Annotated in this window: 25 protein-coding genes; 18 read left to right on the forward strand and 7 right to left on the reverse strand. The window is 63.3% G+C overall.

From position 1 onward, the window contains the following. Window positions 1-132 precede the first annotated feature (132 nt). The 10 genes from glyA (at window position 133) to AB8A23_RS17955 (ending at window position 9,764) form a co-directional block, all read left to right on the forward strand. Window positions 133-1,434 (forward strand): serine hydroxymethyltransferase, encoded by a 1,302-nt coding sequence (glyA, locus tag AB8A23_RS17910; RefSeq protein WP_439058696.1) that lies wholly within the window; start codon window positions 133-135, stop codon window positions 1,432-1,434. A 72-nt stretch (window positions 1,435-1,506) separates the two neighbouring features. After that, the gene (gene nrdR, locus AB8A23_RS17915; RefSeq protein ID WP_068732542.1) at window positions 1,507-1,989 is read left to right on the forward strand and encodes a transcriptional regulator NrdR; all 483 of its coding nucleotides are present in this window, start codon (window positions 1,507-1,509) and stop codon (window positions 1,987-1,989) included. Further along, on the forward strand, window positions 1,986-3,140 hold the full coding sequence (gene ribD, locus AB8A23_RS17920) for a bifunctional diaminohydroxyphosphoribosylaminopyrimidine deaminase/5-amino-6-(5-phosphoribosylamino)uracil reductase RibD (RefSeq protein WP_439058695.1): 1,155 nt from the start codon (window positions 1,986-1,988) through the stop codon (window positions 3,138-3,140). The genes nrdR and ribD overlap by 4 nt, the downstream gene beginning before the upstream one ends. Beyond that, window positions 3,140-3,754 carry a riboflavin synthase gene (locus AB8A23_RS17925; RefSeq protein ID WP_093761460.1) on the forward strand — a complete coding sequence of 205 codons (615 nt, stop codon included), beginning with the start codon at window positions 3,140-3,142 and terminating at the stop codon, window positions 3,752-3,754. The genes ribD and AB8A23_RS17925 overlap by 1 nt, the downstream gene beginning before the upstream one ends. A gap of 211 nt (window positions 3,755-3,965) precedes the next feature. Continuing rightward, a complete protein-coding gene (ribH, locus tag AB8A23_RS17930; RefSeq protein ID WP_439058694.1) occupies window positions 3,966-4,457 on the forward strand; it encodes a 6,7-dimethyl-8-ribityllumazine synthase in 492 nt (163 codons plus the stop codon). A gap of 4 nt (window positions 4,458-4,461) precedes the next feature. Beyond that, window positions 4,462-5,004: a transcription antitermination factor NusB gene (gene nusB / locus AB8A23_RS17935; RefSeq protein WP_093761462.1), complete on the forward strand. Its 543-nt coding sequence runs from the start codon at window positions 4,462-4,464 to the stop codon at window positions 5,002-5,004. A 2-nt stretch (window positions 5,005-5,006) separates the two neighbouring features. Continuing rightward, a complete protein-coding gene (gene thiL / locus AB8A23_RS17940) occupies window positions 5,007-6,005 on the forward strand; it encodes a thiamine-phosphate kinase (protein WP_439058693.1) in 999 nt (332 codons plus the stop codon). Between the two features lie 406 nt (window positions 6,006-6,411). Continuing rightward, a complete protein-coding gene (locus AB8A23_RS17945) occupies window positions 6,412-8,532 on the forward strand; it encodes a sodium-translocating pyrophosphatase (protein WP_093761466.1) in 2,121 nt (706 codons plus the stop codon). A gap of 176 nt (window positions 8,533-8,708) precedes the next feature. After that, window positions 8,709-9,242: an REP-associated tyrosine transposase gene (locus AB8A23_RS17950; protein WP_439058692.1), complete on the forward strand. Its 534-nt coding sequence runs from the start codon at window positions 8,709-8,711 to the stop codon at window positions 9,240-9,242. A gap of 90 nt (window positions 9,243-9,332) precedes the next feature. Further along, window positions 9,333-9,764, forward strand: a complete 432-nt coding sequence (locus AB8A23_RS17955; RefSeq protein WP_439058691.1) for a hypothetical protein — start codon at window positions 9,333-9,335, stop codon at window positions 9,762-9,764. Window positions 9,765-9,852: 88 nt separating this feature from the next. On the opposite strand, the gene AB8A23_RS17960 is transcribed toward AB8A23_RS17955, so the two are convergent. Further along, a complete protein-coding gene (locus tag AB8A23_RS17960) occupies window positions 9,853-12,225 on the reverse strand; it encodes a xanthine dehydrogenase family protein molybdopterin-binding subunit (RefSeq protein WP_439058690.1) in 2,373 nt (790 codons plus the stop codon). 217 nt (window positions 12,226-12,442) lie between these two features. Between AB8A23_RS17960 and AB8A23_RS17965 the strand changes: the two genes are divergently transcribed. Both AB8A23_RS17965 and AB8A23_RS17970 read left to right on the forward strand, forming a co-directional pair. Beyond that, on the forward strand, window positions 12,443-13,507 hold the full coding sequence (locus AB8A23_RS17965; protein WP_439058689.1) for a Ppx/GppA phosphatase family protein: 1,065 nt from the start codon (window positions 12,443-12,445) through the stop codon (window positions 13,505-13,507). A gap of 90 nt (window positions 13,508-13,597) precedes the next feature. Further along, complete coding sequence (locus tag AB8A23_RS17970) at window positions 13,598-14,308, forward strand: RlmE family RNA methyltransferase (RefSeq protein ID WP_068730972.1); 711 nt, start codon at window positions 13,598-13,600, stop codon at window positions 14,306-14,308. Between the two features lie 21 nt (window positions 14,309-14,329). Here AB8A23_RS17970 and AB8A23_RS17975 read toward each other — a convergent pair whose 3' ends face one another. From AB8A23_RS17975 to AB8A23_RS17990, 4 genes are all read right to left on the reverse strand, one after another. Continuing rightward, complete coding sequence (locus AB8A23_RS17975; RefSeq protein ID WP_439058688.1) at window positions 14,330-15,196, reverse strand: DMT family transporter; 867 nt, start codon at window positions 15,194-15,196, stop codon at window positions 14,330-14,332. A gap of 64 nt (window positions 15,197-15,260) precedes the next feature. Further along, on the reverse strand, window positions 15,261-15,857 hold the full coding sequence (locus AB8A23_RS17980; RefSeq protein WP_439058687.1) for a TetR/AcrR family transcriptional regulator: 597 nt from the start codon (window positions 15,855-15,857) through the stop codon (window positions 15,261-15,263). A 143-nt stretch (window positions 15,858-16,000) separates the two neighbouring features. Continuing rightward, the gene (locus AB8A23_RS17985) at window positions 16,001-16,258 is read right to left on the reverse strand and encodes a hypothetical protein (protein ID WP_439058686.1); all 258 of its coding nucleotides are present in this window, start codon (window positions 16,256-16,258) and stop codon (window positions 16,001-16,003) included. Between the two features lie 3 nt (window positions 16,259-16,261). After that, a complete protein-coding gene (locus tag AB8A23_RS17990) occupies window positions 16,262-17,737 on the reverse strand; it encodes an MFS transporter (RefSeq protein ID WP_439058685.1) in 1,476 nt (491 codons plus the stop codon). Window positions 17,738-18,047: 310 nt separating this feature from the next. Between AB8A23_RS17990 and guaB the strand changes: the two genes are divergently transcribed. From guaB to AB8A23_RS18005, 3 genes are all read left to right on the forward strand, one after another. Next, complete coding sequence (gene guaB / locus AB8A23_RS17995; RefSeq protein WP_089263865.1) at window positions 18,048-19,535, forward strand: IMP dehydrogenase; 1,488 nt, start codon at window positions 18,048-18,050, stop codon at window positions 19,533-19,535. A 246-nt stretch (window positions 19,536-19,781) separates the two neighbouring features. Further along, the gene (locus tag AB8A23_RS18000) at window positions 19,782-20,408 is read left to right on the forward strand and encodes a hypothetical protein (protein ID WP_093761476.1); all 627 of its coding nucleotides are present in this window, start codon (window positions 19,782-19,784) and stop codon (window positions 20,406-20,408) included. 87 nt (window positions 20,409-20,495) lie between these two features. Then, window positions 20,496-21,518: an NADP-dependent oxidoreductase gene (locus AB8A23_RS18005; protein WP_439058684.1), complete on the forward strand. Its 1,023-nt coding sequence runs from the start codon at window positions 20,496-20,498 to the stop codon at window positions 21,516-21,518. Between the two features lie 24 nt (window positions 21,519-21,542). Here AB8A23_RS18005 and AB8A23_RS18010 read toward each other — a convergent pair whose 3' ends face one another. Both AB8A23_RS18010 and AB8A23_RS18015 read right to left on the reverse strand, forming a co-directional pair. Beyond that, the gene (locus AB8A23_RS18010; protein ID WP_439058683.1) at window positions 21,543-22,394 is read right to left on the reverse strand and encodes a metallophosphoesterase family protein; all 852 of its coding nucleotides are present in this window, start codon (window positions 22,392-22,394) and stop codon (window positions 21,543-21,545) included. 70 nt (window positions 22,395-22,464) lie between these two features. Continuing rightward, entirely contained in the window at window positions 22,465-23,118 is a 654-nt protein-coding gene (locus AB8A23_RS18015; protein WP_439058682.1) for an acriflavin resistance protein, read from the reverse strand. Window positions 23,119-23,329: 211 nt separating this feature from the next. On the opposite strand from AB8A23_RS18015, the gene AB8A23_RS18020 reads away from it, so the two are divergent. The 3 genes from AB8A23_RS18020 to guaA all read left to right on the forward strand — a co-directional run bounded on the left by AB8A23_RS18020 (window position 23,330) and on the right by guaA (window position 26,807). Beyond that, window positions 23,330-23,680 carry a hypothetical protein gene (locus AB8A23_RS18020; RefSeq protein WP_093761480.1) on the forward strand — a complete coding sequence of 117 codons (351 nt, stop codon included), beginning with the start codon at window positions 23,330-23,332 and terminating at the stop codon, window positions 23,678-23,680. 40 nt (window positions 23,681-23,720) lie between these two features. Further along, window positions 23,721-25,028: an RsmB/NOP family class I SAM-dependent RNA methyltransferase gene (locus AB8A23_RS18025; RefSeq protein WP_439058681.1), complete on the forward strand. Its 1,308-nt coding sequence runs from the start codon at window positions 23,721-23,723 to the stop codon at window positions 25,026-25,028. Window positions 25,029-25,199: 171 nt separating this feature from the next. Beyond that, a complete protein-coding gene (guaA, locus tag AB8A23_RS18030; RefSeq protein ID WP_439058680.1) occupies window positions 25,200-26,807 on the forward strand; it encodes a glutamine-hydrolyzing GMP synthase in 1,608 nt (535 codons plus the stop codon). Window positions 26,808-26,885 lie beyond the last annotated feature (78 nt).

Below are 26,885 nucleotides of genomic sequence, written 5' to 3' on the forward strand. Positions count from 1 at the left end.
TAAATATCGCGCCCTGAACCGCAAAACCTTGGCCCCGCCAGCCAGATATGGTATTCGGGGCACCGTTTCCTGATCGCCACTCGTGACCGTCCGCACGCCGAAAGAAGGCCGCGGCGGTGGAGATATTGCCCTATGACCACTTCGGCCAAAACCGGCTCCGCGCCCGACTCGTTCTTCTCCGCCACGCTTGCTCAGGCCGATCCCGAGATTGCCGAGGCGATCAAGGGTGAACTCGGTCGCCAGCGTCACGAGATCGAGCTGATCGCGTCGGAAAACATCGTCAGCCGCGCCGTGATGGAGGCGCAGGGCTCGGTGATGACCAACAAATATGCCGAGGGTTATCCGGGCGCGCGCTATTATGGCGGCTGCGAATTCGTCGATATCGCTGAGAACCTCGCCATCGAACGCGCCAAGAAGCTGTTTGGCGCCCAGTTCGCCAATGTGCAGCCAAACTCCGGCAGCCAGATGAACCAGGCGGTGTTCCTGGCGCTGCTGCAGCCGGGCGATACCTTCATGGGTCTCGACCTCGCAGCCGGCGGCCATCTCACCCACGGCTCGCCCGTCAACATGTCCGGCAAGTGGTTCAAGCCGGTGCACTACACCGTGCGCAAGGACGACCAGATCCTCGACATGGATGCGATCGCCAAGCAGGCGGAAGAGGTGAAGCCGAAGCTGATCATCGCCGGCGGCTCGGCCTATTCGCGCTCGTGGGACTTCAAGCGCTTCCGCGAGATCGCCGACAGCGTGGGCGCGTATCTGCTGGTCGACATGGCCCACTTTGCTGGCCTGGTTGCCGGCGGCGTCCATGCCTCGCCGGTGCCGCATGCCCATGTCACCACGACCACCACGCACAAGTCGCTGCGCGGCCCGCGCGGCGGGTTGATCCTCACCAATGACGAGGCGCTGCACAAGAAGCTGAACTCGGCGATCTTCCCGGGCCTGCAGGGCGGCCCGCTGATGCATGTCATCGCGGCGAAGGCCGTGGCCTTCAAGGAAGCGCTGCAGCCGGACTTCAAGGTCTATGCCAAGAACGTTGTCGAGAATGCCAAGGCGCTGGCTGAGACGCTGCGCGCACAGGGCTACGACATTGTCTCGGGCGGCACCGATAACCATCTGATGCTCGTCGACCTCCGGCCGAAGGGCCTGAAGGGCAACGTCTCGGAGAAGGCGCTGGTCCGCGCCGGCATCACCTGTAACAAGAACGGCGTGCCGTTCGATCCGGAAAAGCCGTGGATCGCCTCGGGCATCCGTCTCGGCACCCCCGCCGCGACGACGCGCGGTTTCGGCATTGCCGAATTCAAGGCAACCGGCGAGATGATCGCCGAAGTGCTGAGCGCGGTGGCGCAGTCCGGCGACGGCAGTGCGCCGCTCGTCGAAGCGGCCGTGAAGGAGAAGGTCAAGGCGCTGACGGATCGTTTCCCGATCTATCAGTAAGGCCTGCTACGAGGCGGAGACCTGCGCGGTCAGAAGGTCGCGCAGGAATGGCTCTTTGGAAGGTTCTTTGGAATGCGCTGTCCGAACTGCAATAGCCTCGATACGCAGGTGAAGGACTCGCGTCCCGCGGAAGATTCCGCCGTGATCCGCAGGCGGCGCGTCTGCGTCACCTGCAACTTCCGCTTCACTACCTTCGAGCGCGTGCAACTGCGCGAACTCACGGTGATCAAGCGCAATGGCCGCCGCGTGCCGTTCGACCGCGACAAGCTGGTGCGTTCGCTGTCGATCAGTCTGCGCAAGCGCCCGGTCGATCCGGAGCGGGTGGAGACCATGGTCTCGGCCATCGTGCGCGAGCTGGAAAGCGGCGGCGAGGCGGAGATTTCGTCGGAGACCATCGGCGAGATCGTGATGGAGCATCTGCGCGGGCTCGATGACGTCGCCTATGTGCGCTTCGCCTCGGTCTATCGCAATTTTCGCGAGGCCAAGGACTTCGAGGCGGTGCTCGGCGAATTGCATGCCGACGACGACGGTCGGCCGGTGGTCGTCCGAAAATGATCTTCCGTATCCTGGAAGATCAATACGCGCAAAAATCCCAAGAGGCGAAAGCAACCGACCTGCGCTTCATGCAGCTGGCGCTGACGCTTGGCCGGCGCGGGCAGGGCCGGACATGGCCCAATCCCGCGGTCGGCGCGGTCATCGTGAAGGATGGTGTTATTATTGGCCGCGGCTGGACGCAGCCCGGCGGCCGTCCCCATGCCGAGCCTGTCGCACTTGCGCAGGCCGGCGAGGCCACACGCGGTGCCACGCTCTATGTGACGCTGGAGCCATGCTCGCATTTCGGCAAGTCGCCGCCTTGCGCGGATGCGATCGTCGCTGCGGGCATCGCGCGCGTCGTCGCGGCGATTGAAGATCCCAATCCGGACGTGGCGGGCCAAGGTCATGCGCGGCTGCGTGCGGCGGGCATCAGGGTCGATGTCGGGCTCTGCGCCGAACAGGCCGCGCGCGATCACGCCGGGCATTTTCGGCGTATCCGCGACAAGCGCCCGCATGTCGTGTTGAAGCTCGCGGTGTCGCCGGACGACAAGATCGCGGCAGCCGGTCACAAGCCGGTCGCCGTCACCGGCGAGATGGTGCGGTCGCGCGTGCATCTCTTGCGGGCGCAATGCGATGCGGTGCTGGTCGGCATGGGCACCGTCATCGCTGACGATCCTGAACTGACCTGTCGCTTGCCGGGCATGATGAAGCGCTCGCCGGTGCGCGTGGTGCTGGATCGCGCGCTGCGCATTTCCGGTAACAGCAGATTGGTGCATTCGGCGCGTACGACGCCACTCTGGGTGATGACCTCCAGCCTGTCGGAAGCGCCCGCCGCGATGGCGCTGGGCGCGGCCGGCACGCAGGTGCTGCGCGTGCCGACCACGACCGCGCCGCCGCCGGGGCTGGATTTGCTCGCCGTGCTGCATAGCTTGTCGGAGAAGGGCATTACGAAGCTGCTGGTGGAAGGCGGATCGAAAGTTGCGTCGTCTTTCGTGGCGGCGGGGCTTGTCGACGAGGTCTGGCTGTTTCGCGGGCCGAAGGAGATCGGCGAGGGTGGCATCGCCGCGCTGGATGCATTGCCGCTATCGGCGATCACCGAGTCGCCGGACTTCGTGCAGCGTGCTAGCGAGACGATCGAAAACGACACTCTGACCATCTACGAAAGAAGCTAATGTTCACCGGCATTGTCACCGACATCGGCGAGATCGAGAGCCTTACGCAAGTGGCGCAGGGCCAGCTCCACCGGCTGCGCATTCTCTGCGACTACGACCAGACCACCATCGCCGACGGCGCCTCGATCGCCTGCAACGGCGTCTGCCTCACAGTGGTCGGCTCCGGCGTGGCCAATGGCAAAACCTGGTTCGACGTTGACGCTGCCGCCGAGACGCTGGGCATGACCACGGCAAAGCACTGGAAGCTGGGCACCAGGCTCAATCTCGAGCGCGCGCTGAAGATCGGCGACGAGCTTGGCGGCCATATCGTCGCCGGCCATGCCGATGGCATCGCGACCATCGTGTCGCGCGAGAACCTGCCGGACATGGCGCGGATCACCTTCCGCACCACGCGCGAACTGGCGCGTTTCATCGCCACCAAGGGCTCCATCACGCTGGATGGCGTGTCGCTGACGGTGAATACCGTCGATGACGTGCAGTTCGCCGTGCTGATCATTCCGCACACGCTGAGCGTCACCACGCTGGGCAAGGCGTGGGAAGCAGGCGCCGAGGTCAATATCGAGGTCGATCTGATGGCCCGCTATGCGGCGCGGCTCAGCGAAATGCCTGTTTAAGGCTCCGACCTCTCGGCCGTCATGGCCGGGCTTGTCCCGGCTATCCACGTCTTCGTGCCCGGCCAAGACGTGGATACCCGGCATGCGCCGGGCATGACGGCGCTAAATTGCCGAGTATTGCCCTTGGCTTCGCTGCCCGCGACGACTACAAACACGCGTTGTTGACAATCTTCATTCTTGGAGATGTTCAACGTTTTTAACAGGTTGAGATATGGCAGACGCGCGACGCGCTCATTTGCAGGACCAGACCGACATCACGGGCGCGCGCGTCCTGATCGTCGAGGCGCGGTTCTATGACGACATTCAGGATGCGCTGCTGGAAGGCGCGATCGTTGAGCTGAAGGCAGCCGGCGTCACCCATGACGTGTTGACGGTGCCGGGCGCGCTGGAAATTCCTTCGACCATCGCGATTGCGATCGATGCTGCCGCGAAAAGCGGCAAGCCTTATGAAGCGGCAATCGCGCTAGGCTGCGTGGTGCGTGGCGAGACGTTCCATTTCGAGATCGTCTCGATGGAGTCGTCGCGCGGGCTGATGGATCTGTCCGTCGATCTGCACCTGCCCCTCGGCAACGGGATCATCACCGTGGATACCGACGAGCAGGCCTGGGCGCGCGCGCGCGCCGGCGAGTTGAACAAGGGCGGCGATGCGGCCCGTGCGGCACTGTCCGTGCTGCGCATCAAGCGCCGTCTGGCGAAGGCCTGAGCCGATGTCTGAGAAGAAAACGGCTGACAAGAAATCGTCCGACAAGAAAGCCGACCTCAAGAAGCCGGTCCCCAAGGGTGATCGCAAGGCTAACCGGCGCGGCGCCGCGCGTCTCGCCGCCGTGCAGGCGCTATATCAGATGGATGTGGGCGGCGCGGGCATCAACGATGTCTTCGCCGAGTTCGAGAGCTTCTGGCTCGGCAGTGAGATCGAGGGTGACCAGTATCTCCCGGCCGAGGAGGCGTTCTTCCGCGACATCGTGTCCGGCGTGGTGCGCGACCAGAACAAGCTCGATCCGCTGATCGACGACGCGCTCTCCAGGGGCTGGCCGCTGCAGCGGATCGAGGCGATCCTGCGCGCGGTGATGCGCGCCGGCGCCTATGAGCTGGAACACCGCAAGGACATTCCCGGCCGTGTCGTGGTGTCGGAATATGTCGACGTCGCGCATGCCTTCGTGGAAGGCGACGAGACCGGCATGGTGAATGCGGTGCTCGACCAGATCGCCCGGCAGTTTCGCGCGGAAGAGTTTTCGCGCGCAGGACACTGATCATGTCAGCCGGGTCCAACGCATCCGGCGAAGACACCCTGATCGCGCGCTACTTCAAGCCGCTGGCGCGTGATCCCGGCGCGTTCGGGCTCACCGATGACGCCGCGGTGCTCAAGGCCGACGGCGAGGATATCGTCGTCAACACCGACGCCATTGTCGAGGGCGTGCACTTTCTCCCTGACGATCCCCCGGACACCATCGCGCGCAAGGCGCTGCGGGTGAACCTATCAGACCTCGCCGCCAAGGGTGCGGTGCCGGCCGGCTTTGTGCTGACGCTGGCACTGCGGACACATGATGAGGCGTGGCTGGCGGAGTTCGCGCGGGGTCTCGGCGAAGACATCGCAACATTCGGCTGCGTATTGCTCGGCGGCGATACGGTCTCGACGCCGGGGCCGCTGATGGTCTCAGTCACCGCCTTCGGACGCGTTCCGGTGGGCAAGATGGTCCGCCGCCACGGCGCGGCGGTGGGGGACCGCGTGGTCGTGAGTGGCACGATCGGCGATGCCGCGCTTGGCCTTGCGGCGCTGAAAGGCGGCGCGGTCGCGACGGCGCTGGCCGGTGACAGTGACGCGCATGACGCGCTCGTGGCACGCTATCGCGTGCCGCAGCCACGCAACGCGCTCGCATTGGCGGTGCGCGATTTCGCGACGGCGTCGATGGATGTCTCCGACGGATTGGCCGGCGATCTCGCCAAGCTCTGTGCGGTGTCGGGCGTCTCTGCCGTCATCGATGCATCGGCTATTCCGCTGTCGGATCCGGCGGCAGCACTGCTGGACCGCGGTGTGATCGGTCTCGAAGCAGTCGTTGCCGGCGGCGACGACTACGAAGTCCTCTGCACCATCCCAGAGAATCGCACGACCGGTTTCGTGCAGGCCGCGCATCAGGCGGGCGTGCGGGTCGCGGTCATCGGGACGATTGTTGCAGGTGCGTCATCGCCCCGCTTCGTCGACCAGGCGGGCAGGGACATCGTGTTGAAGCGCCTGTCCTACAGCCACTTCTGACTAGCCTCATCGTTCCCGCAAGCGCGGACCTAACCTCTCCCCGCATCTTGCGCGGGGAGAGGTCGCCGCGTCTTCGCGGCGGGTGAGGGGCGGGGCACGCGGTTTGACCAAGTAATGCTGTTGCTGGTTCGGAACGATCCGAAGCTGCCGACCAGGGGAGGGGCCATTGCCATGCCCCTCACCCGAAACCCGCGCTTTGCGCGGCTTTCGACCTCTCCCCGCGCAAGATGCGGGGAGAGGTTAAGAGCCCCTCCAAAAATCCTGCATTAGCCCATTGGCAGCGTTGCACGGCGATACCGATTTTGCCATGCTCATCAAACGAGAGGCCGTCCTCACGTGCTGGGCAGGCCTCCTTTTTATGCGCCAACTAACAAGGCGCCGGGCAGGAAGGACTGAGGCAGATTCCATGACAGCATTGTGGGTGATCGTGCTCTGCGGGGCACTGTCGATCGTTTACGCGATCTGGGCGACGAGTTCTGTGTTGAAGGCCGATGCGGGTAACGCACGGATGCAGGAAATTGCAGAGGCCGTGCGAGAGGGCGCACAGGCCTATCTGAAGCGACAATATCTCACCATCGGCATCGTCGGCGTCGTGATCTTCGCGCTGCTGGCTTACTTCCTCGGCATGCTCGTTGCCTTCGGCTTCCTGATCGGCGCCGTGTTGTCAGGCGCAGCCGGTTTCATCGGTATGAACGTGTCGGTGCGCGCCAATGTCCGCACCGCGCAGGCGGCGACGATCTCGCTGGCCGGCGGCCTCGAACTCGCCTTCAAGGCGGGGGCCATCACCGGCATGCTGGTGGCGGGTCTGGCGCTGCTCGGCGTCACCATCTACTTCGCTTATCTCACGCACGCCCTCGGCCTCGCTGCCAACAGCCGCACCGTGATCGATGCGCTGGTGGCGCTCGGCTTCGGCGCGTCGCTGATCTCTATCTTCGCGCGTCTCGGCGGCGGCATCTTCACCAAGGGCGCTGACGTTGGCGGCGATCTCGTCGGCAAGGTCGAAGCCGGCATCCCCGAAGACGATCCGCGCAACCCGGCAACGATCGCCGACAATGTGGGCGACAATGTCGGCGACTGCGCCGGCATGGCCGCCGACCTGTTCGAGACCTATGCGGTGACTGCGGTCGCCACCATGGTTCTGGCCGCGATCTTCTTTGCGAGTTCGCCATTGCTGGTCAACATGATGACGCTGCCGCTCGCCATTGGCGGCATCTGCATCCTGACCTCGATTGCCGGCACGTTCTTCGTCAAGCTCGGTGCCAGCCAGTCGATCATGGGCGCGCTGTATAAGGGCCTGATCGCCACCGGCGTGTTGTCACTGTTCGGCGTTGCCGCCGTGATCTACTGGCTGATCGGTTTCGGTCCGCTGGCAGGCGTGAAGTATACGGGTCTGGCGCTGTTCGAATGCGGCGTCGCCGGCCTCGTTGTCACGGCGCTGATCATCGTGATCACCGAATACTACACCGGCACCGACTATCGGCCGGTGAAGTCCATCGCGCAGTCGTCGGTCACCGGCCACGGCACCAATGTGATCCAGGGTCTCGCGATCTCGATGGAGTCGACAGCGGGTCCTGCGATCGTCATCATCGCCGGCATTCTCGTCACCTACAGCCTCGCGGGCCTGTTCGGTATCGCGATTGCCACCACGACGATGCTGGCGCTGGCCGGCATGATCGTGGCGCTCGACGCCTTCGGTCCTGTCACCGACAATGCCGGCGGCATTGCCGAAATGGCCGGATTGCCGAAGGAGGTCCGCAAGGCCACCGACGCGCTCGACGCGGTGGGCAACACCACCAAGGCGGTCACCAAGGGCTATGCCATTGGCTCGGCTGGCCTCGGCGCACTGGTGCTGTTCGCGGCTTACAATGAAGACCTCAAATTCTTCATCGCCAATGCCGCGAAGTATCCGTACTTCAAGGATGTGCTGCCGGACTTCTCGCTGAACAATCCCTATGTGGTGGTCGGCCTGCTGTTCGGCGGTCTGCTGCCATACCTGTTCGGTGCGATGGGCATGACGGCCGTGGGCCGTGCGGCCAGCGCCATCGTCGAGGAAGTGCGTCGTCAGTTCCGCGAGAAGCCGGGCATCATGCAGGGCACCGACAAGCCGGATTACGGCCGCGCGGTGGATCTGCTGACCAAGGCCGCGATCAAGGAAATGATCATCCCGTCGCTGCTTCCGGTGCTGTCGCCCATCGTGGTGTACTTCATCATCTACGCCATTGCGGGGGGCGGCGCAGTCGGCAAGTCGGCGGCATTCTCGGCGGTCGGCGCCATGCTGCTCGGCGTGATCGTCACGGGTCTGTTCGTGGCGATCTCCATGACCTCAGGCGGCGGCGCCTGGGACAATGCCAAGAAGTATATCGAGGACGGTCATTTCGGCGGCAAGGGCTCCGACGCCCACAAGGCCGCGGTGACCGGCGACACCGTCGGCGATCCCTACAAGGACACGGCGGGCCCCGCGGTGAACCCGATGATCAAGATCACCAACATCGTGGCGCTGTTGTTGCTGGCGATCCTGGCGCACTAAACGGCCGAGAGCACGAATGCAAAAATCCCGCGGTGCAAGCCGCGGGATTTTTCGTTTGACTCTGGTGATGGGTTTCGCTGCGCTCTACCCATCCTAGGATCGACGTGAGTCTTGTTTTGTGTAGGATGGGTAGAGCATAGCGAAACCCATCACTCGATTTTTCGTACGGTGCCGTGATGGCAGAATACCGGCGTAACTTTCGCGGCGGCGGTTGCTATTTCTTCACCGTCAATCTCGCCGATCGCCGAGCACGATTGCTGACCGATCATATCGCTGCTCTGCGCAGCGCCTTTCGTGATGTCCAACAACGTCACCCCTTCACTCTCGATGCCATCGTGGTCTTGCCGGATCATCTCCACGCCATCTGGACGCTTCCGGATGGCGATGCGGATTTCTCGACGCGGTGGCGGCTCATCAAGGGTACATTCTCGCGCGCGGTGCCGCCGGGCGAGCGCACGTCGCACAGCCGTATGAGCAAAGGCGAACGGGGCATCTGGCAACGGCGCTTCTGGGAGCACACGCTGCGGGACGAAACCGATTTCGAGCGCCACTGCGACTATATTCATTTCAATCCGGTCAAGCACGGTCATGTACGTCGTGTTCGCGATTGGCCGTATTCGTCTTTCGCACGTATGGTTCGTTCGGGAGTGTATCCAGACGATTGGGGTGGAGAGGGCACGAGCGCTGAACATGATTTTGGTGAGCGTTGATCGTGCGGTGATGGGTTTCGCTTCGCTCTACCCATCCTACGGCATGTTGCTATGTTGGTGGCTCAGGCGTTCGCTAAGGGGCTAACCGGAATGATTAGGGTCACCAATTCTACGGCACTTACTTTTGCTTTCATTGCTTTCATTGCCTGCAGCGCGCCGGCCTCCGCCGCCGATCAATGCGCGATCTCCGACGCCGCCATCACGAAAGCCGGCGGTTACCCCCAGGCCGTCACCGCTGCGATGAAGACCGAGTTCAGCTGCGAAGGCGCATACCGGATTCTCGAACTCTGCCAGCTCGGTTCGTCCGGCGATAATGCGCTGTCGGACATTGTGCTGTCGAAATGCGAACCGCGCTTCCTACCCAAGGCAGCTGCCGCCACCAAGGCTGCCTATGAGAAGGCACGCGCCAAGTGCAACAAGATCGCGGAGAAGAACGAGGGCTCGATGTATCAGGGGCAGGCTGCCGTCTGCATCGCTCGCTCCGGGCGGGATTTCGCGCGGAAATATGGGACCAAGAGCTAGGCTGTCGTTGGCGAAGGCGCGTTGGCGCATACGAAAACAAAGAAGCCCCGCGATGTGATCGCGGGGCTTCTTGTTCAGATAGTCGACCTTACGCCGCCTTGCTCTGCTTGCCGTCCTGGATGGCGCGCCAGATGCGCTCCGAGGTCAGCGGCATGTCGATATGGGTGACGCCGTAGTCGCTGAGCGCGTCGATCACCGCATTGACGATGGTGCAGAGCGAGCCCGCGCAGCCGGCTTCGCCGCAGCCTTTGGTGCCCAGCGGGTTGGTCGTCGCCGGCGAGGGATGATCGCCGACCAGCATCAGCGGAATGTCGCCGGCGCGGGGCATCGCATAATCCATGAAGGAGCCGGTGATCGGCTGGCCCGATGCGTCGTAGCTGACTTTCTCCATCAGCGCCTGGCCGATGCCCTGGGCGACGCCGCCATGCAACTGGCCGGCGACGATCATCGGATTGACGATGCTGCCGAAGTCGTTGACCGCCGCGTAATTGACGATGGTCAGCACGCCGGTGTCGGGATCGATCTCGACTTCGGCGACATGACAGCCGTTCGGGAATGTCGAGGGCACGTCCGATGAGGTGTGGTCGACATCGAGCGAGGAGGGCACGCCGTCCGGCATCTTGCCCTCGCGCACACGCTGCGACAGTTCCATGATGTCGATGGAGCGGTCGGTGCCGGCAATCGTAAAGCGGCCGGCCTTGAACTCGATATCGGCTTCGGATGCTTCCATCAGATGCGCGGCCGCGGCCTTGCCCTTGGCAATGACAAGGTCCGAGGCTTCGACGATGGCTTGGCCCGATGCAGTGATCGAACGCGAGCCGCCGGTGCCGTTGCCCATGCGCACGAGGTCGCTGTCGTTCTGCTCGAGCCGGATGGCCTCGAACGGCACGCCGAGCTGTGCCGACAAGACCTGTGCGAAGGGCGTGGCGTGACCCTGGCCGTAATCCAGCGTGCCGGTGGTCAGCGTCACGGTGCCGTCATCGCCGAAGGTCAGTTTGCCGAGTTCGCCTGACGGCGGCGCGGTGACTTCGAGATAGGAGCCGACGGCAATGCCGCGGAGCTTGCCGTTCTTGCGGCTATCTTTCTTGCGCTTGGCGAAGCCGGCGTGATCGGAAATTGCCAGCGCCTTCTCGAACACGCCCTGGAAATCGCCGCTATCATAGGTGACGCCGGAGGCGGCTGCGAAGGGCAGCTGCGACGGCTTGATGAAGTTGCCCTTACGCAGCGTGAAACGGTCGATGCCCATCTCGTCGGCGGCGCGGTCGATCAGGCGCTCCATGAAGTAGTTGGCCTCGGGGCGTCCGGCGCCGCGATAGGCGCCCATCAGCGTGGTGTTGGTGAGCACGCATTTGATGTCCACCGACAGCAGCGGCGTCTTGTAGACGCTGGCGAGATTCTTGCCGGTGTTGAGCGACAGCGGGCTCGGCGACACGCCGGTGATATAGGCGCCGAGATTGCCGTAGCCTTTCAGGCGCACGGCGAGAAACTTGCCGTCCTTATCGAGGGCGAGTTCGGCATGGATATCCTGGGCGCGGCCCTGGCTGTCGGACAGGAAGCTGGAGGAGCGCTCGTCGAGCCATTTCACCGGCTTGCCTAATTCCTTCGCCGCATGCAGCAGGCAAATATATTCGGGATAGCTGATGTTCTTCATGCCGAACGATCCGCCGACATTGCCGGTGAGGATGCGGACCTTGTCGGGCGCGACGTTGAGCTGCTTGGCCAGCGTATTGCGATTGCCGGCGACGCCCTGGGTCGGCACCTGGATCACATAGCGGCCGCCGGATTTCTCGTATGCCGCGAGGGCGCAGCGTGGCTCCATGGACACCACGGCGACGCGGGTGTTCTCGATGTCGAGTTTGGTGACATGGGCGGCAGAGGCGAATGCGGCCTCGACGGCGGCGGTGTCGCCATAGTGATAGTCGAGTGCGACATTGTTCGGGATGTGGTCGTAGAGAACAGGCGCGCCGGGCTTCGTTGCGGCCTCGCAATCGGTGACGGCGGGCAGGGCGTCGATGTCGAGGACGACAGCTTCGGCGGCATCGCGGGCCTGCGCGACTGTTTCAGCCACCACGAAGGCAACGGGGTCGCCGACATAGCGCACCTTGTCGGTCATCAATGCATGGCGGTTGGTCTGGAACAGCGGGGTGCCGTCCTGGCTCTTGAGCGGCAGGCCGCAGGTGAAGGGGCCATAATTGGCGGCTTCGAGATCCCGGCCGGTCCAGACGCCGCGGACACCCGGCATCGCCTTGGCAGCCTCGGTATCGATGCCGCGGATCACGCCATGGGCATGGGGACTGCGGACGATCCAGGCATAGAGCTGGCCGGGCAGGTTGATGTCGTCGGTATATTTGCCCTTGCCGCGGACGAGGGTGTCGTCCTCCTTACGGCGGACAGGCTGGCCGACCCCGTATTTCTGCATGGCGATGGCGTTATCGACGGGCGAGCCGGTAAAATCTTGCATGATGAATCCATCAAATGTGGATGATTCCAGGATTTGGCGCGGGGGCGCGCCCCTGTAAGTCCCTGAGATAAGGCAGCGTGACCTGTACGACAACGGACGATTGGGCATGGGGGTGCGCCAAGGTTGCGCTGATCCTGTGCCCTGCTAAACTTTCCGTGAAAGATATTTCCAAGAAGGTTTCCACGCCGGCCGGAACGGTCGCGGAAAGACAGATTGAATGGATGATGACACGCGGCTTCGCGGCGGCCATGGGCCGGGCGAGGGTGTGCAGGGATTGGTTGCGGCATTGGCCGACGGCGGGCGCGAAGCCGCATGCGCCAACACCTATGCCGCGCTCGATCTCGGAACCAATAATTGCCGTCTCCTGATCGCCTGTCCCACGGGCGACAGTTTTCGCGTGGTCGATTCGTTTTCACGGATCATCCGGCTGGGCGAGGGCGTCTCGACATCCGGCGTGATCAGCGACGCCGCGATTGCCCGGGCGATTTCGGCGCTCAGCATCTGCCGTGACAAGATCCGCGCGCGGGACGCACAGCGGCTGCGGCTGATCGCAACCGAGGCCTGCCGCGCGGCCTCGAATTCGGACGCGTTTCTCGACCAGGTGGCGCGCGAAACCGGCATCACGCTGGAGATCATCGATCGCGAGACCGAAGCGGCGCTGGCTGTGATTGGCTGCTCGCCGCTGATCGATCCGCAGGGCCGCGGTGCCATCCTGTTCGATATCGGCGGCGGCTCGTCGGAGCTGGTGCGCATCGAGCGTGATCCCACGGATCCCAACGGCAAACCGCTGATCAAGGCATGGATGTCGATCCCGCTCGGCGTGGTGACGCTGGCCGAGAAATTCGGTGGCAAGCACGTGACCCGGGACAGCTACACGCAGATGATTGCGGAGGTCGCCAGACACGTGGCGCCGTTCGCCGCCGAACATGCCGGCGATCTCGACGGCATGCATATGCTCGGCACCTCGGGCACAGTGACCACGCTGGCCGGCGTCTATCAGGGGCTGGCGCGCTACGATCGCCGCCGCATCGACGGCATCTGGCTCAGCAATGCCGAGCTCGACGAGACCATCGCCAGGCTGCTCGACATGACCTACGCTGAACGCGCCGCCAACCAGTGCATCGGCCCCGACCGTGCCGATCTGGTGCTGTGTGGCTGTGCCATTCTGGACGCCATCCGCAACGCGTTCCCCCTGCCGCGGCTGCGTGTGGCGGATCGGGGGCTGCGCGAGGGCATGCTGGTGGAAATGATGCGCGAGGATGGCGCGATCCGCGCCTCCTGAGCCTGATTTTCCCGATTCAGAGCGAATATTCGGGTTTCCCGCCATGCCGTGCTAAGGGAAACGCGAATAGCTGAAAGCAAGCACGAGACCATGGCCAAAGACACCACCGGACGCCTGCGGATCCAGGTCAAGAGCGCCGGCAGAATGAAACTGTCGTCGAAGCTCTGGCTCGACCGCCAGCTCAATGACCCCTATGTGCAGCAGGCCAAGAAGGACGGCCTGCGGTCGCGCGCGGCCTACAAGATCATCGAAATCGACGATAAGTACCGCTTCTTGAAGCCCGGCCTGTCCGTGGTCGATCTCGGCGCTGCGCCTGGCGGCTGGAGCCAGATCGCGGCGCGGCGCGTCGGCTCGGCCGAGGGCAAGGGGCAAGTGGTGGCCATCGATCTCTTGGAAATGCCGGAGATCGTCGGCGTGACCTTCGCCCAGATGGACTTTCTCGACAATGATGCGCCCGACAGATTGAAGGCGATGATGGGCGGCCTCGCCGACGTGGTGATGTCCGACATGGCGGCAAACACCACCGGCCATCGCAAGACCGATCAGCTCCGCATCGTCGGCCTCGTCGAGGACGCGGCAGCCTTCGCCGCCGACGTGCTCAAGCCCGGCGGCACCTTCGTCGCCAAGGTGTTCCAGAGTGGCGCCGACGCCACGCTGATGACCCAGCTGAAGCGTGATTTCGCGACGGTGAAACATGTGAAGCCGGCGGCGAGCCGCAAGGACTCCTCGGAGCGCTACGTGCTGGCGATGGGTTTTCGCGGCGTGGCAGGCGATCACCGGCTCGGTGAGCACGACAACTAGGTCGTGAGCGCATACGCGACTCTAAGTCCGATTTGGTAGAGCGCTCGATCTCACTTGTGTGATGGCAACACCGGAGATGGCGAGCAGCGCCCCGACAATCAACGTTGGAGTGATATGCTCGTCAAGGAACAGCACGCTTGAAATCAGGGCAAAGACCGGAAGAAGCAAACCGAATGGCGCCACGCGGCCCATGGTGCAGCGAGCGATGAGCCAGAACCAAAGGCCAAATCCAACAATTCCTCCGATGAAAACGGTGTAGGCGAGCGCGAGCCAACCACGTTCATCCGCCGTGACGAGGGACGTCAATTGTCCATCTTCAAGGACAAACGACATCAGCATCACCTGCGGCACCGTGAAGAGAGAGGACCACCCCGTCAACATCAAGGGGTCAAAGGGTCCGTGCCGCTTCGTTAAGACGTTGGCGACCGCGAAGGCGAGTGCTGCCCCGACCACCAGCAGAATCGGGATAGCGTTTGCAGACAGACCAGGCCCCGCTGCAAGCACGACCACGCCGAGAAATGCCAGCAACACCCCACTAGACGTTACGAGAGACGGTCTCTCCGCGAGCAGCGGCCAAGCCAACAGGATGGTGAAGGGCGTGGCAAGTTGATATGCGACGGCCGAAATACTTCCAGAGCCGAGCCCGAGGCCGACATAGAAGAGGCCGAAGTTCAGCCCACCAAGAAAGATCGAGATCGCGGCGACAGGGCTGAGCTCCTGACGTGCAGGTTTTTTGACGAACGGAACGAGCAGCAATGCCATAGTCAGAAAGCGCAGGCCAAGGAAGAAGAGCGGCGGAAATTCCACAATGCCCACCTTGATGACCACGAACTGATAACCCCAAAGCAAGGGCACCATCACCGCGCAGACAATCTGGATGAGCGACATGACACTTTCCATTCAAGACTGTTCAGTCTAGATATAGGTGCACTCAACCAGCAACGCCTTCGCGTTACCTGATGAAGCGTTCGAGAAGAGCGTCAACGGTGGCTTGCGATGTGCTTCGTGCCGGACGCGTTTTACCTACGACACGCAGCCCCTCGACGAAGCAAACCAGCAGTCGCGCCGCGCTTGCAGGCTCGACACCATGAGCCAACTCGCCTGCGGCCTTCGCGCGCAACAGCGCATTGGCTACTTTGGTCTCCATAGCTTTGAAAAAGCCGCCGATGCGGCGATCGACTTCCGGGTCGCGGCCACCCAACTCCATGGCTGTCGCGACCAGCAGGCATCCGCGGCGACCATTGGCGCCACTCGTCCGATCGACGTAACCAGCAAGGTAGGCCCGTAGGCCAGCGACTGGCGCGCGGCGCGGGTCGAGTTCGATGTCGATTCGTAGCAGGGCGTCGGCAATGTAGCGATCGAGCGCACGCAGGAAGAGTCCGCGCTTGTCACCGAAGGCGGCGTAGAGACTGCCACGCGAGAGGTTCGTCGCTTGAAGAAGGTCCGGAAGCGCCGTGGCATGATAGCCGCGCGACCAAAACACGTTCATGGCGCGCTCGATGGCAGCTTCCGTGTCGAAACCTCGGGGGCGGCCGCGCGGCAACCGCACAGGGGAATGATGTTCCATTAGTGATATATGGACCGATTGGTCGTGAATTGCAAATGACAGCTTAAGGTGATGGGCGCGGGGAGTTTATGACAGGGCGCGCTTTGGGCGATCTGTCGGCTCTCGTCATCTTACGGTCGGATGATTTACTTCGCGCTCTCGCATTTCGGCGACAGCATCGGCACGTTCGGCCATGACCAGTTTCGCCACGATCCATCACGCTCGACGCAGGCCGGCGGTGTTTTAGCGGCAGCAGGATCGGTCTGCTCTTTGGCGTCCTGCGCGGTCACCTGCTCAACGGGCGTCGGCGGAAGTCGCCTGTTCACGTAATCGAACGACATGACGCCGGCGATGATCGTGAGGACGATCGTGGCGAGACCTATGGCACATTGCGAGCGCGTCACAACTCACCCCAGCTTCTGATCCCTTGCATCCGCGGTGCCTTCGCTGGCCGCCTTGACGGCGGCTTTTGCCTCGCCCTTGCGGCTGGCGATATCGATCACCTTGCGGCCGGAGATTTCGTGGCCGGCGTCGTCCGGCATCTGCCAGAAGAACCAGGCCGAGGCTGCCGAGATCACGGACACCACGAGGAAGGCCGGTGCAAAATCGGCGGCCGACAATTCGGTCATGCCGCGCATCAGCATGGTGGATTCCACAGAGAATGCACCGATCGCGACGCCGGCGGAGATCGACAGCTGCTGGTTGACGCTGACCAGCGTGGTGGCGCGGCTCATCTGCGCCGTCTCCACTTCGGCATAGGCGACCGTATTGATGGCGGTGAATTCGAGCGAGCGGAAGAAGCCGCCGACCACCAGGATAATCAGGATCAGCATCAGCGGCGTGGTCACCGTGAACAGCGCACAGGCGGCAAGGAATACCGAACTCACTATGGCGTTGACGGTCATGACATTGCGGAAGCCGAAGGCGCGGATGATGCGCGCCGCCAATGTCTTCATGCCCATGGCGCCCACCGCCGAGCCGAAGGTCACCATGCCCGACTGGAACGGCGACAGGCCGAAGCCGACCTGCATCAACAGCGGCAGCAGGAACGGCAATGCGCCGATGCCAAGCCGGAACAGGAAGCCGCCGATGATGGCGGCGCGCAAGGTCACCAGCCGCATCAGCGAGAAGTCCAGCACCGGGGACGCGGTGCGCCGGGCATGGATCACGTAGAGGGTCATCGACACCGTGCCGATGCCGACCAGTGCGGCGACGATCGGCCATGGCAGCAGATTGAGGCCCGCGACCGATAGGCCGAAGGCGATGCCGGCGAGGCCGACGCCGGCCAGCACCAGACCCAGCAGATCGAAGCGCTCCGGATCCTCCGAGCGGATCGGATCGATGAAGCGCAACGCCAGATAGATGCCGAGGCAGCCGATCGGGATATTGATCAGGAAGATCCAGTGCCACGAGAAGTAGGTGGTGATGAAACCGCCCAGCGGCGGTCCGATCACCGGGCCGATCAGCGCTGGCACCGTCATCCAGGCCATGGCACTGACGAGCGAGCTCTTGTCGATGGAGCGCAGCAGCACGAGGCGTCCCACTGGCGTCATCATGGCGCCGCCGAGGCCCTGGATGATACGGGCGATGACGAAATGGGTGACCGATTGTGACAGCGCGCAGCCGATCGAGCCGATCATGAACACGCCGATGGCGATGGAGAACACGGCGCGTGCGCCGAACCGGTCGGCGGTCCAGCCGGAGGCCGGAATGAACACCGCGAGCGAGAGCAGGTAGGAGGTGATCGCCAGCTTCAACGTCAGCGGGCTGGTACCGATATCGGCGGCGATGGCCGGCAGCGAGGTCGCGATCACCGTGGAGTCCATGTTTTCCATGAACAAAGCGGAGGCGACGATGAGCGGGATCAGGCGTTCTTTATTCATGAAATTATTGATGATTCTTACGAGTGCCCAAGCTGCGGGCGCTTTAACATCCTGCCGGGGCGTGGGCTATTGCGAGAGGCCGAATACCTCCTAAATCATCCGTGACTGCACCCGCCCGGCTGAAGGCCGAAAACGCTTAAAATCCCTGTGCATGGCAGCCAAACGCTTTGATTTCGCGCAGCAGCATGCTATCGACCACCGCCAATCCTACTTATGGGTTCAGATTCGACGACGGTGTCCTGCGCCGCCGTCGAATTGGTGCATCCAGAGGTTTCTACCGCGATCCCGAGGTCGCCGCATGGAGTTGGCAATGGCAGTCGTTCAGAAGATCCGCGAAGCGTACACGTTCGATGACGTTCTGCTGAAGCCCGGCCTGTCGGACATCCTGCCTTCCGACGCCGATATCCGCTCCCACGCCACCCGTGCCATTCCGCTCAATATTCCGATCATCGCCTCGGCGATGGATACCGTCACCGAGGCCCGCATGGCGATTGCCATGGCGCAGGCCGGTGGCCTCGGCGTGATCCACCGCAACTTCGATCCGGAGGGCCAGGCTGCCCAGGTGCGCCAGGTCAAGAAGTACGAGTCCGGCATGGTGGTAAATCCGCTCACCATCGGTCCCGATGCCAAGCTGGCCGAAGCGCTGGCGCTGATGAGCGAGCACGGCTTCTCCGGCATTCCCGTCGTCACCGGTGCGAGCAAGGACGTCCCCGGCAAGCTGGTCGGCATTCTCACCAACCGCGACGTGCGCTTCGCCAGCAATCCGAACCAGAAAATTTCCGAACTGATGACGCACGAGAATCTCGTGACCGTGCGCGAAGGCGTCAGCCAGGATGAAGCCAAGCGCATGCTGCACAAGCATCGCATCGAGAAGCTGCTCGTCGTCGACGATCAGTATCGCTGCGTTGGCCTGATCACCGTGAAGGACATGGACAAGGCCGTCGCGCATCCGCTTGCCAGCAAGGACGCGCAGGGCCGTCTGCGTGTAGCTGCCGCAACCACTGTGGGCGAGGGTGGTTTCGAGCGCACCGAACGTCTGATTGATGCCGGCGTCGATGTCGTCGTCGTCGACACCGCGCATGGTCATTCGATGCGCGTGCTGGAAGCCGTGACGCGCATCAAGAAGATTTCGAACTCCGTGCAGGTGATCGCCGGCAACATCGCCACCACCGAAGGCGCGCAGGCGTTGATCGATGCGGGCGCGGATGCCATCAAGGTCGGTATCGGTCCGGGCTCGATCTGCACCACGCGCATCGTCGCCGGCGTCGGCGTGCCGCAGCTCACCGCGATCATGGATGCGGTGGAAGCCGCGAAGAAGCACAACATTCCGATCATTGCCGACGGCGGCATTAAATTCTCAGGCGATCTCGCCAAGGCGCTCGCTGCCGGCGCTGACATCGCCATGGTCGGCTCGTTGCTCGCGGGCACCGACGAGACCCCCGGCGAAGTGTTCCTGTGGCAGGGCCGTTCCTACAAGGCCTATCGCGGCATGGGCTCGGTGGGCGCCATGGCCCGCGGTTCGGCGGATCGCTACTTCCAGCAGGACATCAAGGACACGCTCAAACTCGTGCCGGAAGGCATCGAGGGGCAGGTGCCCTATAAGGGCCCGGTGGCCAATGTGATGCATCAGCTCGCCGGTGGCCTGCGCGCCGCCATGGGCTATGTCGGTGCCAAGACGCTGACCGAATTCCACGACAAGGCGGAATTCGTCCGCATCACCAGTGCCGGACTGCGTGAAAGTCACGTGCATGACGTGACGATTACCCGCGAAAGCCCGAACTATCCGGGCGGAGCTTAACTATACCGGGCACTATTGCGGTGCCGCATAGGCATCGCTGCCTAAATTGAGCCCCACAGATCGGCGAAAACGCGCTATTGTTCGCGCGTCACGTGCGCTGTCGGCCATGGAAGTCCCGTTATGGATTTCCAGGGCCGGACGAACCCGGCCGCGGAGCTAGGCTCCGTGTCGCGTTGTGATGCTCATTTTCGACAATGACCTCGTCACGCGTCGAAGTAACACCCGCAGAAAAGAACGTTGGATACTATGGCCATTGAATGGACGGACGAACGCATTGCGGCTCTCGACACCGCGCAACTGAAAAACCTGCGTGAGAACGCCACACGCCGCGAGGTCACGGCGCTGGTTGAGCTTTGCACCACCGAGCTCGCCAAGCGTAACGCCGACAAGCCGCGCAGGATCGGCCAGCCGCGCAGCGAGGCCAAGCAGTTCGAGCATGACATGTCGGCGGAGCTCGCAACCGTCGGCAAGGCGATGGCCGAGAAATACGATCTCTCCGAAGCGACCGCCAAGGCGAAGTCCGAAGGCGTGAAGGGCTTCAAGGCGCACAAGCTGCTCGGCTCCGATGGTCATGCCAAGCTCGGCGGCATGCAGCGCGATGGCTCGGTCGCAGTCGATCGCTACATCTCCTATCGTCGCGGCACGGATATCGCGTCGCTCAGCGTGTTCCTGCTGAAGGATCAGCCGATCGAGGCGCATGAGTTTCAGGTGATCGCGCCGCTGACGATGCTCGACGGCGGCAAGCCGGTAGCTGAAATCCGTCCGACGGCGACGCCGGCGCAGAAGCAGTCGGCCGACGGCGGTCTGTCTTTCAAGGATCTCGACAGCGCAGCTGCAGCATTCGACAAGGTGCTGGCGAAGATCACGGCCTGATATTTGCCGGTTTACGTTTTGAATGCGGCGCGCGATCATCGCGCGCCGCATTTTTTTGCGATCAAGAAAGAGAAACGGAGAAGTCCCATGTCAGCAGCCAAACGCGTCGTTCTCGCATCGCGCCCACACGGTGAGCCCGGCCCATCGAATTTCCGTATCGAGGATTATGCGGTGCCGACGCCAGGCGCAGGCGAGGTGCTGCTGCGCACGATCTGGCTGTCGCTCGATCCCTATATGCGCGGCCGCATGAATGACGGCCCGTCCTATGCCGCGCCGGTGCCGGTGGATGGCGTGATGGAAGGCGGCACCGTGTGCGAGGTGATCGCCTCGAACAATCCGGGTTTTGCCAAGGGCGATATCGTGCTCGCCCATGCCGGCTGGCAGACCCATGCGATCTCCGACGGCAAGGGCCTGCGCAAGCTCGATCCGAAGCTGGCACCGATCTCGACTGCCGTCGGCATTCTCGGAATGCCGGGCATGACCGCCTATACCGGCCTGCTTGCCATTGGAAATCCGCAGGCCGGAGAAACTGTGGTCGTTGCCGCGGCGTCAGGTGCCGTGGGCTCTGCAGTTGGCCAGATTGCGAAGATCAAGGGCGCACGTGCCATCGGTATCGCTGGCGGTGCCGACAAGTGCCGTTATGTGAAGGAGGAGCTCGGCTTCGACGAATGCCTCGATCATCGCGATCCGGATTTTCCGGCGAAGCTGAAGGCCGCGTGCCCGGGCGGCATCGATGTGTATTTCGAGAATGTCGGCGGCGCCGTGTTCGAGGCAGTGTTTCCGCTGCTGAATTTCTTCGCGCGCATTCCGGTCTGCGGACTGATCGCGCAGTACAACGATACGACCTCGGAGGCGCCGAAATGGGCCGGCGCCATGATGCGCAACGTGCTCACCAAGCGCCTCAACTTCCGCGGATTCATCGTGCGTGACTTTGCGTCGATGCATGGCGACTTCCTGCGTGACATGTCGCAATGGGTGCGCGAGGGCAAGGTGAAGTACAAGGAGCACGTCACCGAAGGTCTCGACAACGCGCCGACGGCGTTCATGGGGCTGCTGAAGGGCGCGAATTTCGGCAAGCAGCTCGTGCGCGTCGGCGCCGACAAAGCGTAAGGCGAATACGCCTTCAGGCTGTCATCACTGCGGGCGCACCGTGCCGTCCGCATTGATGACGGTGAACAGATCGATGTCGGTCTGGCCCGGCGCGCGGCGGTGGCGAACTTCAACGTCGTCGGGCTGGAAAATGTATTCGACGAGCCCGACTTCCTTGACGCCAATCGTCTCCTGCTTGTCCTCCGGACCAATGATGAAACTACTTGAAGGCGCCCAGATGTGCCTGACGCCGCGCCATATGTAGTCGCGCCGCTGGTGCACATGACCACAGGCGACGAGCCGCAGATCGACAGGGTCAAGCAGATCGATGAGACGACGGCGCGCCGGCATCGGGACGTAGCGGATCGACGTTGCGGCCAGTTCCGGATCGTCCGGGGCATTCAGAAATAGCGGCTTGTGGATGAACAGCGCCAGCGGCCGTCCGTTCAGGCCCGCCAGTTGCGAGGCGAGCCAGTCGAACTGCTCCTCTTCGCAGGTGAGCCCGCTATTCATGATCAACGAGTTCAGACCGATGAAACACCAGCCAGCCGCGTTGAAGCGCCAGTGGTCGTGTCCAAAGGCCGACACGAATGCCTGCCGGTTTTGCTCGGAAATCAGCTGGCTTGGCGGCGGGGCGACCAGAGTCGGGTTGTCGCCGATGTCGTGATTGCCCGGCAGATAGCGGCAGGCGACGGGAAGGGCGTCATGCTGTGACCTGGCGAAGGCGAGGTCATCGGGATGGCCCGGGCCGTCGAAGGCAAGGTCGCCGCTATTGATGACGAGGTCTGGCTTTGCCGCGTCGATGAACGCGCTGACGTGCTGGAAATTTGCGACGAATTGCGGAAAGCCCGCGCTAAGATGCGTATCGGTGATCTGGATCAGGCGGAATTCGGACATGGCGGGAACTCCTCTGGCGGGGAGTGTAGCCATCTCGGATGTCAGTCAGATGGCTCGGGCGACCGAAAGGTTAGATCACGCGATATCTGATCGCATAGCCGTCGTTGGCGCGGGCCGTCTTGCCTGCACGGGCTGAGGCGATCACCTGATCGACCAGATGCCACGGGCTGAATTCAGTCGAGTGGCTCGGGCTTGCGGCCAGACGCAGTTTGAAGATCAGCGGTGCTTCGCCGGGCACATTCACGATCATCACACGCTGCGCGGTGCGAAATTTCAGCGGCACCTTACCCCTGAGAATGCTCTCGCCCTTGTTCGTGAAAGTCGGGCCTTCGCTGATGGCGGCGAGGGCCTGGTTGCGGTCGGTATGCAATTCGATCTGCGTGGCTTCCGCGATGATCTTCGCCGCGACCGCGTCGGGCAGGCGGATTTCGAATTCGACGGCGGGTCTGGTCGGATTGATGCCGAGATAGCCCAGTGCCGTGTGGCGCATGTCGGTGGCGGCGAAGGCCAGGAGGCCCAGCACGGCCAGCGCCGCGACGCCGTGGTGGACCACGTCATGGACCGAGCGATACCGGGCTCGGAAATAGAGATTCAGCAGGATGGCCACCGCGAGCGCCGCGGCGGCGCCAGCCAGGGTGGACATCATGAGGCCGGCCCAGCTGTCCGGGTCGCCGGGCGTCAGCATCGCAAAGAGGGCATCGAGATAGGCCATGGCAGGGCTCACGGGCAGAACTCTTGAGGCTGGCGCGCCGCCGGGCAGCGCCTGCAAATGGGTGTCGAGGGCGGCCCAGCCGGTTCAATGGAACCCGTGATGGAGCCGGCATGGGCCTCATATGGAACTCTTGGGCCGGTTAATCGTCATGTTCCAAGGGGCGGGTCTGTAGCGCGAGCGGGGTGCCGCGCGGCTCTGAATTCCCCGGGCTGAGGAAATTTCAATGTCGATTCAATGGGTTTTGTTGCCGGTCTTCGTGCTGGTGGCGATTACGCTGGGCATGTTCTTCTGGACCGGCCGGCGCGGCGGCCTGCTGAGCCGCAAGGATACCAGCGACCTGCCGAATACCGCTCCGCAGCTCGATCTGCTGTTCTACGCGCTGATCGCCATCGGCCTGCCGCTACGCAAGATCGATCTGGTGCTGGTCTGCCTGTCCTGGATCTTCGTGATCGCCCGCTTCGTGGGCGCTGGGTTCATTGCCAATAGCCGGGGATCGCAAGCCTGGCTTGCCAGCGCGCTTGTGTTGTTGGCGATGTGGTTCTACTTCGCGCTACGGATGCTTCTCCTGATCTGATCGGGAGCGGCGTCGCGCCTCTCTCCGTTGAAAGATTGCCATGACTCCCGCCGCACGCCTCTCCGCCGCGATCGAAGTGATCGAGGCCATCGACACCCAGCGTGTCCCCGCCGCCAAGGCGCTGAAGGAATGGGGCACCGCGCACCGCTTCGCCGGCTCCGGCGACCGGGCCGGGATTTCCGGGCTGGTCTGGGACGTGCTGCGGCGGCGCGCCTCCAGCGCCTGGATCATGGACGACGACACGTCGCGGGCGCGGCTGCTCGGCATGCTCAAGGCCGAGCGCAGGATGGATGTCGATACGATTGCCGCGCTCTGTGACGGCAGCGGTTTTGCGCCGGCGCCGCTGTCTGACGCGGAGCGTTCGGCTCTGGCGTCGCGCACGGTGGCGGATGCACCGGCGCATATCGCCGGCGATTATCCGGAATGGCTCGATGGCCAGCTGGCTGATGTATTTGGCGATGATCGCGTGGCGGAAGCCACCGCCATGGCCAGCCGCGCGCCGCTGGACCTGCGCGTCAACACGCTAAAGGCCAAGCGCGACAAGGTGCTGGGCTCGCTGCGCCATCTCGGCGCCACCGAGACGCCGTGGTCGCCTTTGGGGCTGCGGATCGATCTCGGCGCCGATGCGCGCAATCCCGGCATCCATGCCGAGGAGGATTTCATCAAGGGCGGCATCGAGGTGCAGGACGAGGGCTCTCAGCTCGCGGCATTGCTGTCCGGCGCCAAGCCGGGCGAGCAGGTGATCGATCTCTGCGCCGGAGCCGGCGGCAAGACGCTGGCGCTGGCGGCGATGATGCAGGGCAAGGGCCGGCTGATCGCCACCGACGCCGACAAGCGGCAGCTCGCCCCGATCCACGAGCGGCTGTCACGCGCCGGCATCCACAATGCCGATATCCGCACCCCGAAGGGCCCGGACGACACGCTCAGCGACATCCACAACTCGGCCGACCTCGTGCTGATCGACGCGCCATGCACCGGCACCGGCACCTGGCGTCGCAATCCCGACGCCAAATGGCGGATGCGCCCCGGCGCCCTCGAGGTCCGGATCAAGGACCAGGCCGAGGTCCTCGACCGCGCAGTGGCGCTGGTGAAGCCGGGTGGTCGGATCGCCTATGTGACCTGTTCGGTACTCCCGCAGGAAAACCGCGACCAGATCCGCGCCTTTACCGCCCGCCAGCCGGAGTTTTCAGTGGTGCCGCCGGCGCAGGTGATGTCGGTGCTGTGGGACAAGGCTGAGGATTTCGCCGCCGCGACCTATCAGAGCCCGGAAGGCCTGCTGATGACCCCGCGGAAGACGGGAACGGACGGGTTTTTCGTGAGTGTTTTGAGACGCCAATCGGTCGGCTAGAGCCTATCCGGCGTCATTGCGAGCGGAGCGAAGCAATCCAGAAAGCCACAAAGAAGAACTGGATTGCTTCGTCGCAAGGGCTCCTCGCAATGACGGGGATAGAGCGGTGCAGGGCTGCCATGAAGCCTTTTCAGCCTTGCGACCCCGCCGTGAGTCGCGTAATTCCTCGCTATGACAGCCCCCAGCAAAACATCCGTTTCGCCCGCCGATCCGTCACCCCATGTGGCTGCGGCGCATGACAAGATTCTGATCGTCGATTTCGGCTCCCAGGTGACGCAGCTGATCGCGCGGCGCGTCCGCGAGGAGGGCGTCTATTCCGAAATCGTGCCGTTCAACAAGGCGGAGGCCGCCTTCGCCGAGATGAAGCCGAAAGCCGTGATCCTGTCCGGCGGCCCGGCCTCGGTGCTCGACGACAACGCGCCGTCCGCGCCGCTGTCGATCCTCACTGCAGGTGTTCCCGTTCTAGGCATCTGCTACGGCGAGCAGACCATGGCGCAGCAGCTCGGCGGTACTGTCGAAGCCGGGCACCATCGCGAATTCGGCCGCGCCGCCATCGAGATCACCGATAGCTGCGCGCTGTTCGACGGCGTCTGGGAAGTGGGCGGCAAATACGACGTCTGGATGAGCCATGGCGACCGCGTCACCAAGATGCCCGACGGTTTCCGCGCTGTGGCCAAGGCGCCGGGCTCGCCGATCTCGATCATCGCCGACGACACCAGAAAGTTCTACGCGATGCAGTTCCACCCGGAAGTCGCGCATACGCCCGACGGCGCGAAGCTGATCCGCAACTTCGTGCGTAACATCGCCGGCTTCACCGGCGACTGGACCATGCGCGCGTTCCGCGAGGAAGCCATTGAGAAGATCCGCGCCCAGGTCGGCAAGGGCAAGGTGATCTGCGGCCTGTCAGGCGGCGTCGACTCTGCCGTTGCGGCCGTGCTGATCCATGAAGCGATCGGCGACCAGCTCACTTGCGTGTTCGTCGATCACGGCATGCTGCGGAAGGACGAGGCCAAGACCGTCGTCGACCTGTTCCGGCACCACTACAATATCCCGCTGGTGCATGTGGATGCATCGAAGACATTCCTCGGCGAACTCGAAGGCGTCACCGATCCCGAAGTGAAGCGCAAGACCATCGGCCGTCTGTTCATCGACGTGTTCGATGCCGAGGCGAAGAAAATCGGCGGCGCGGATTTCCTCGCGCAGGGCACGTTGTATCCCGACGTGATCGAGAGCGTCTCCTTCACCGGCGGCCCATCGGTGACCATCAAATCACATCACAATGTCGGCGGTCTTCCCGCACGCATGAACATGAAGCTGGTCGAGCCTTTGCGCGAACTGTTCAAGGACGAGGTCCGCGATCTCGGCCGCGAATTGGGATTGCCGGATATTTTCGTCGGCCGTCATCCGTTCCCGGGCCCCGGGCTCGCGATCCGCTGCCCCGGCGAGATCACGCGCGAGAAACTCGACATCCTGCGCGAAGCCGACGCCGTCTATATCGACCAGATTCGCAAGGCCGATCTCTACGACACCATCTGGCAGGCCTTCGCCGTGCTGCTGCCGGTGAAAACCGTCGGCGTGATGGGTGACGGCCGCACCTATGAATACGTCGTCGGCCTGCGCGCCGTGACCTCCACCGATGGCATGACCGCCGACTTCTACGCCTTCGACATGAAATTCCTCGGCGAGACCGCGACGCGCATCATCAACGAGGTGAAGGGCGTCAATCGCGTGGTGTATGATATCACCAGCAAGCCGCCTGGGACGATCGAATGGGAGTAGGGAGTGACGGACCGTTGTCGCACTCGCTATTAATCTGAATTCGACGCGCGTCTGCTCATCTAGATCTGTTTTACGCGG

The organism is Tardiphaga sp. 619_E2_N8_4 (assembly GCF_051810905.1).
GTDB lineage: Bacteria > Pseudomonadota > Alphaproteobacteria > Rhizobiales > Xanthobacteraceae > Tardiphaga > Tardiphaga robiniae.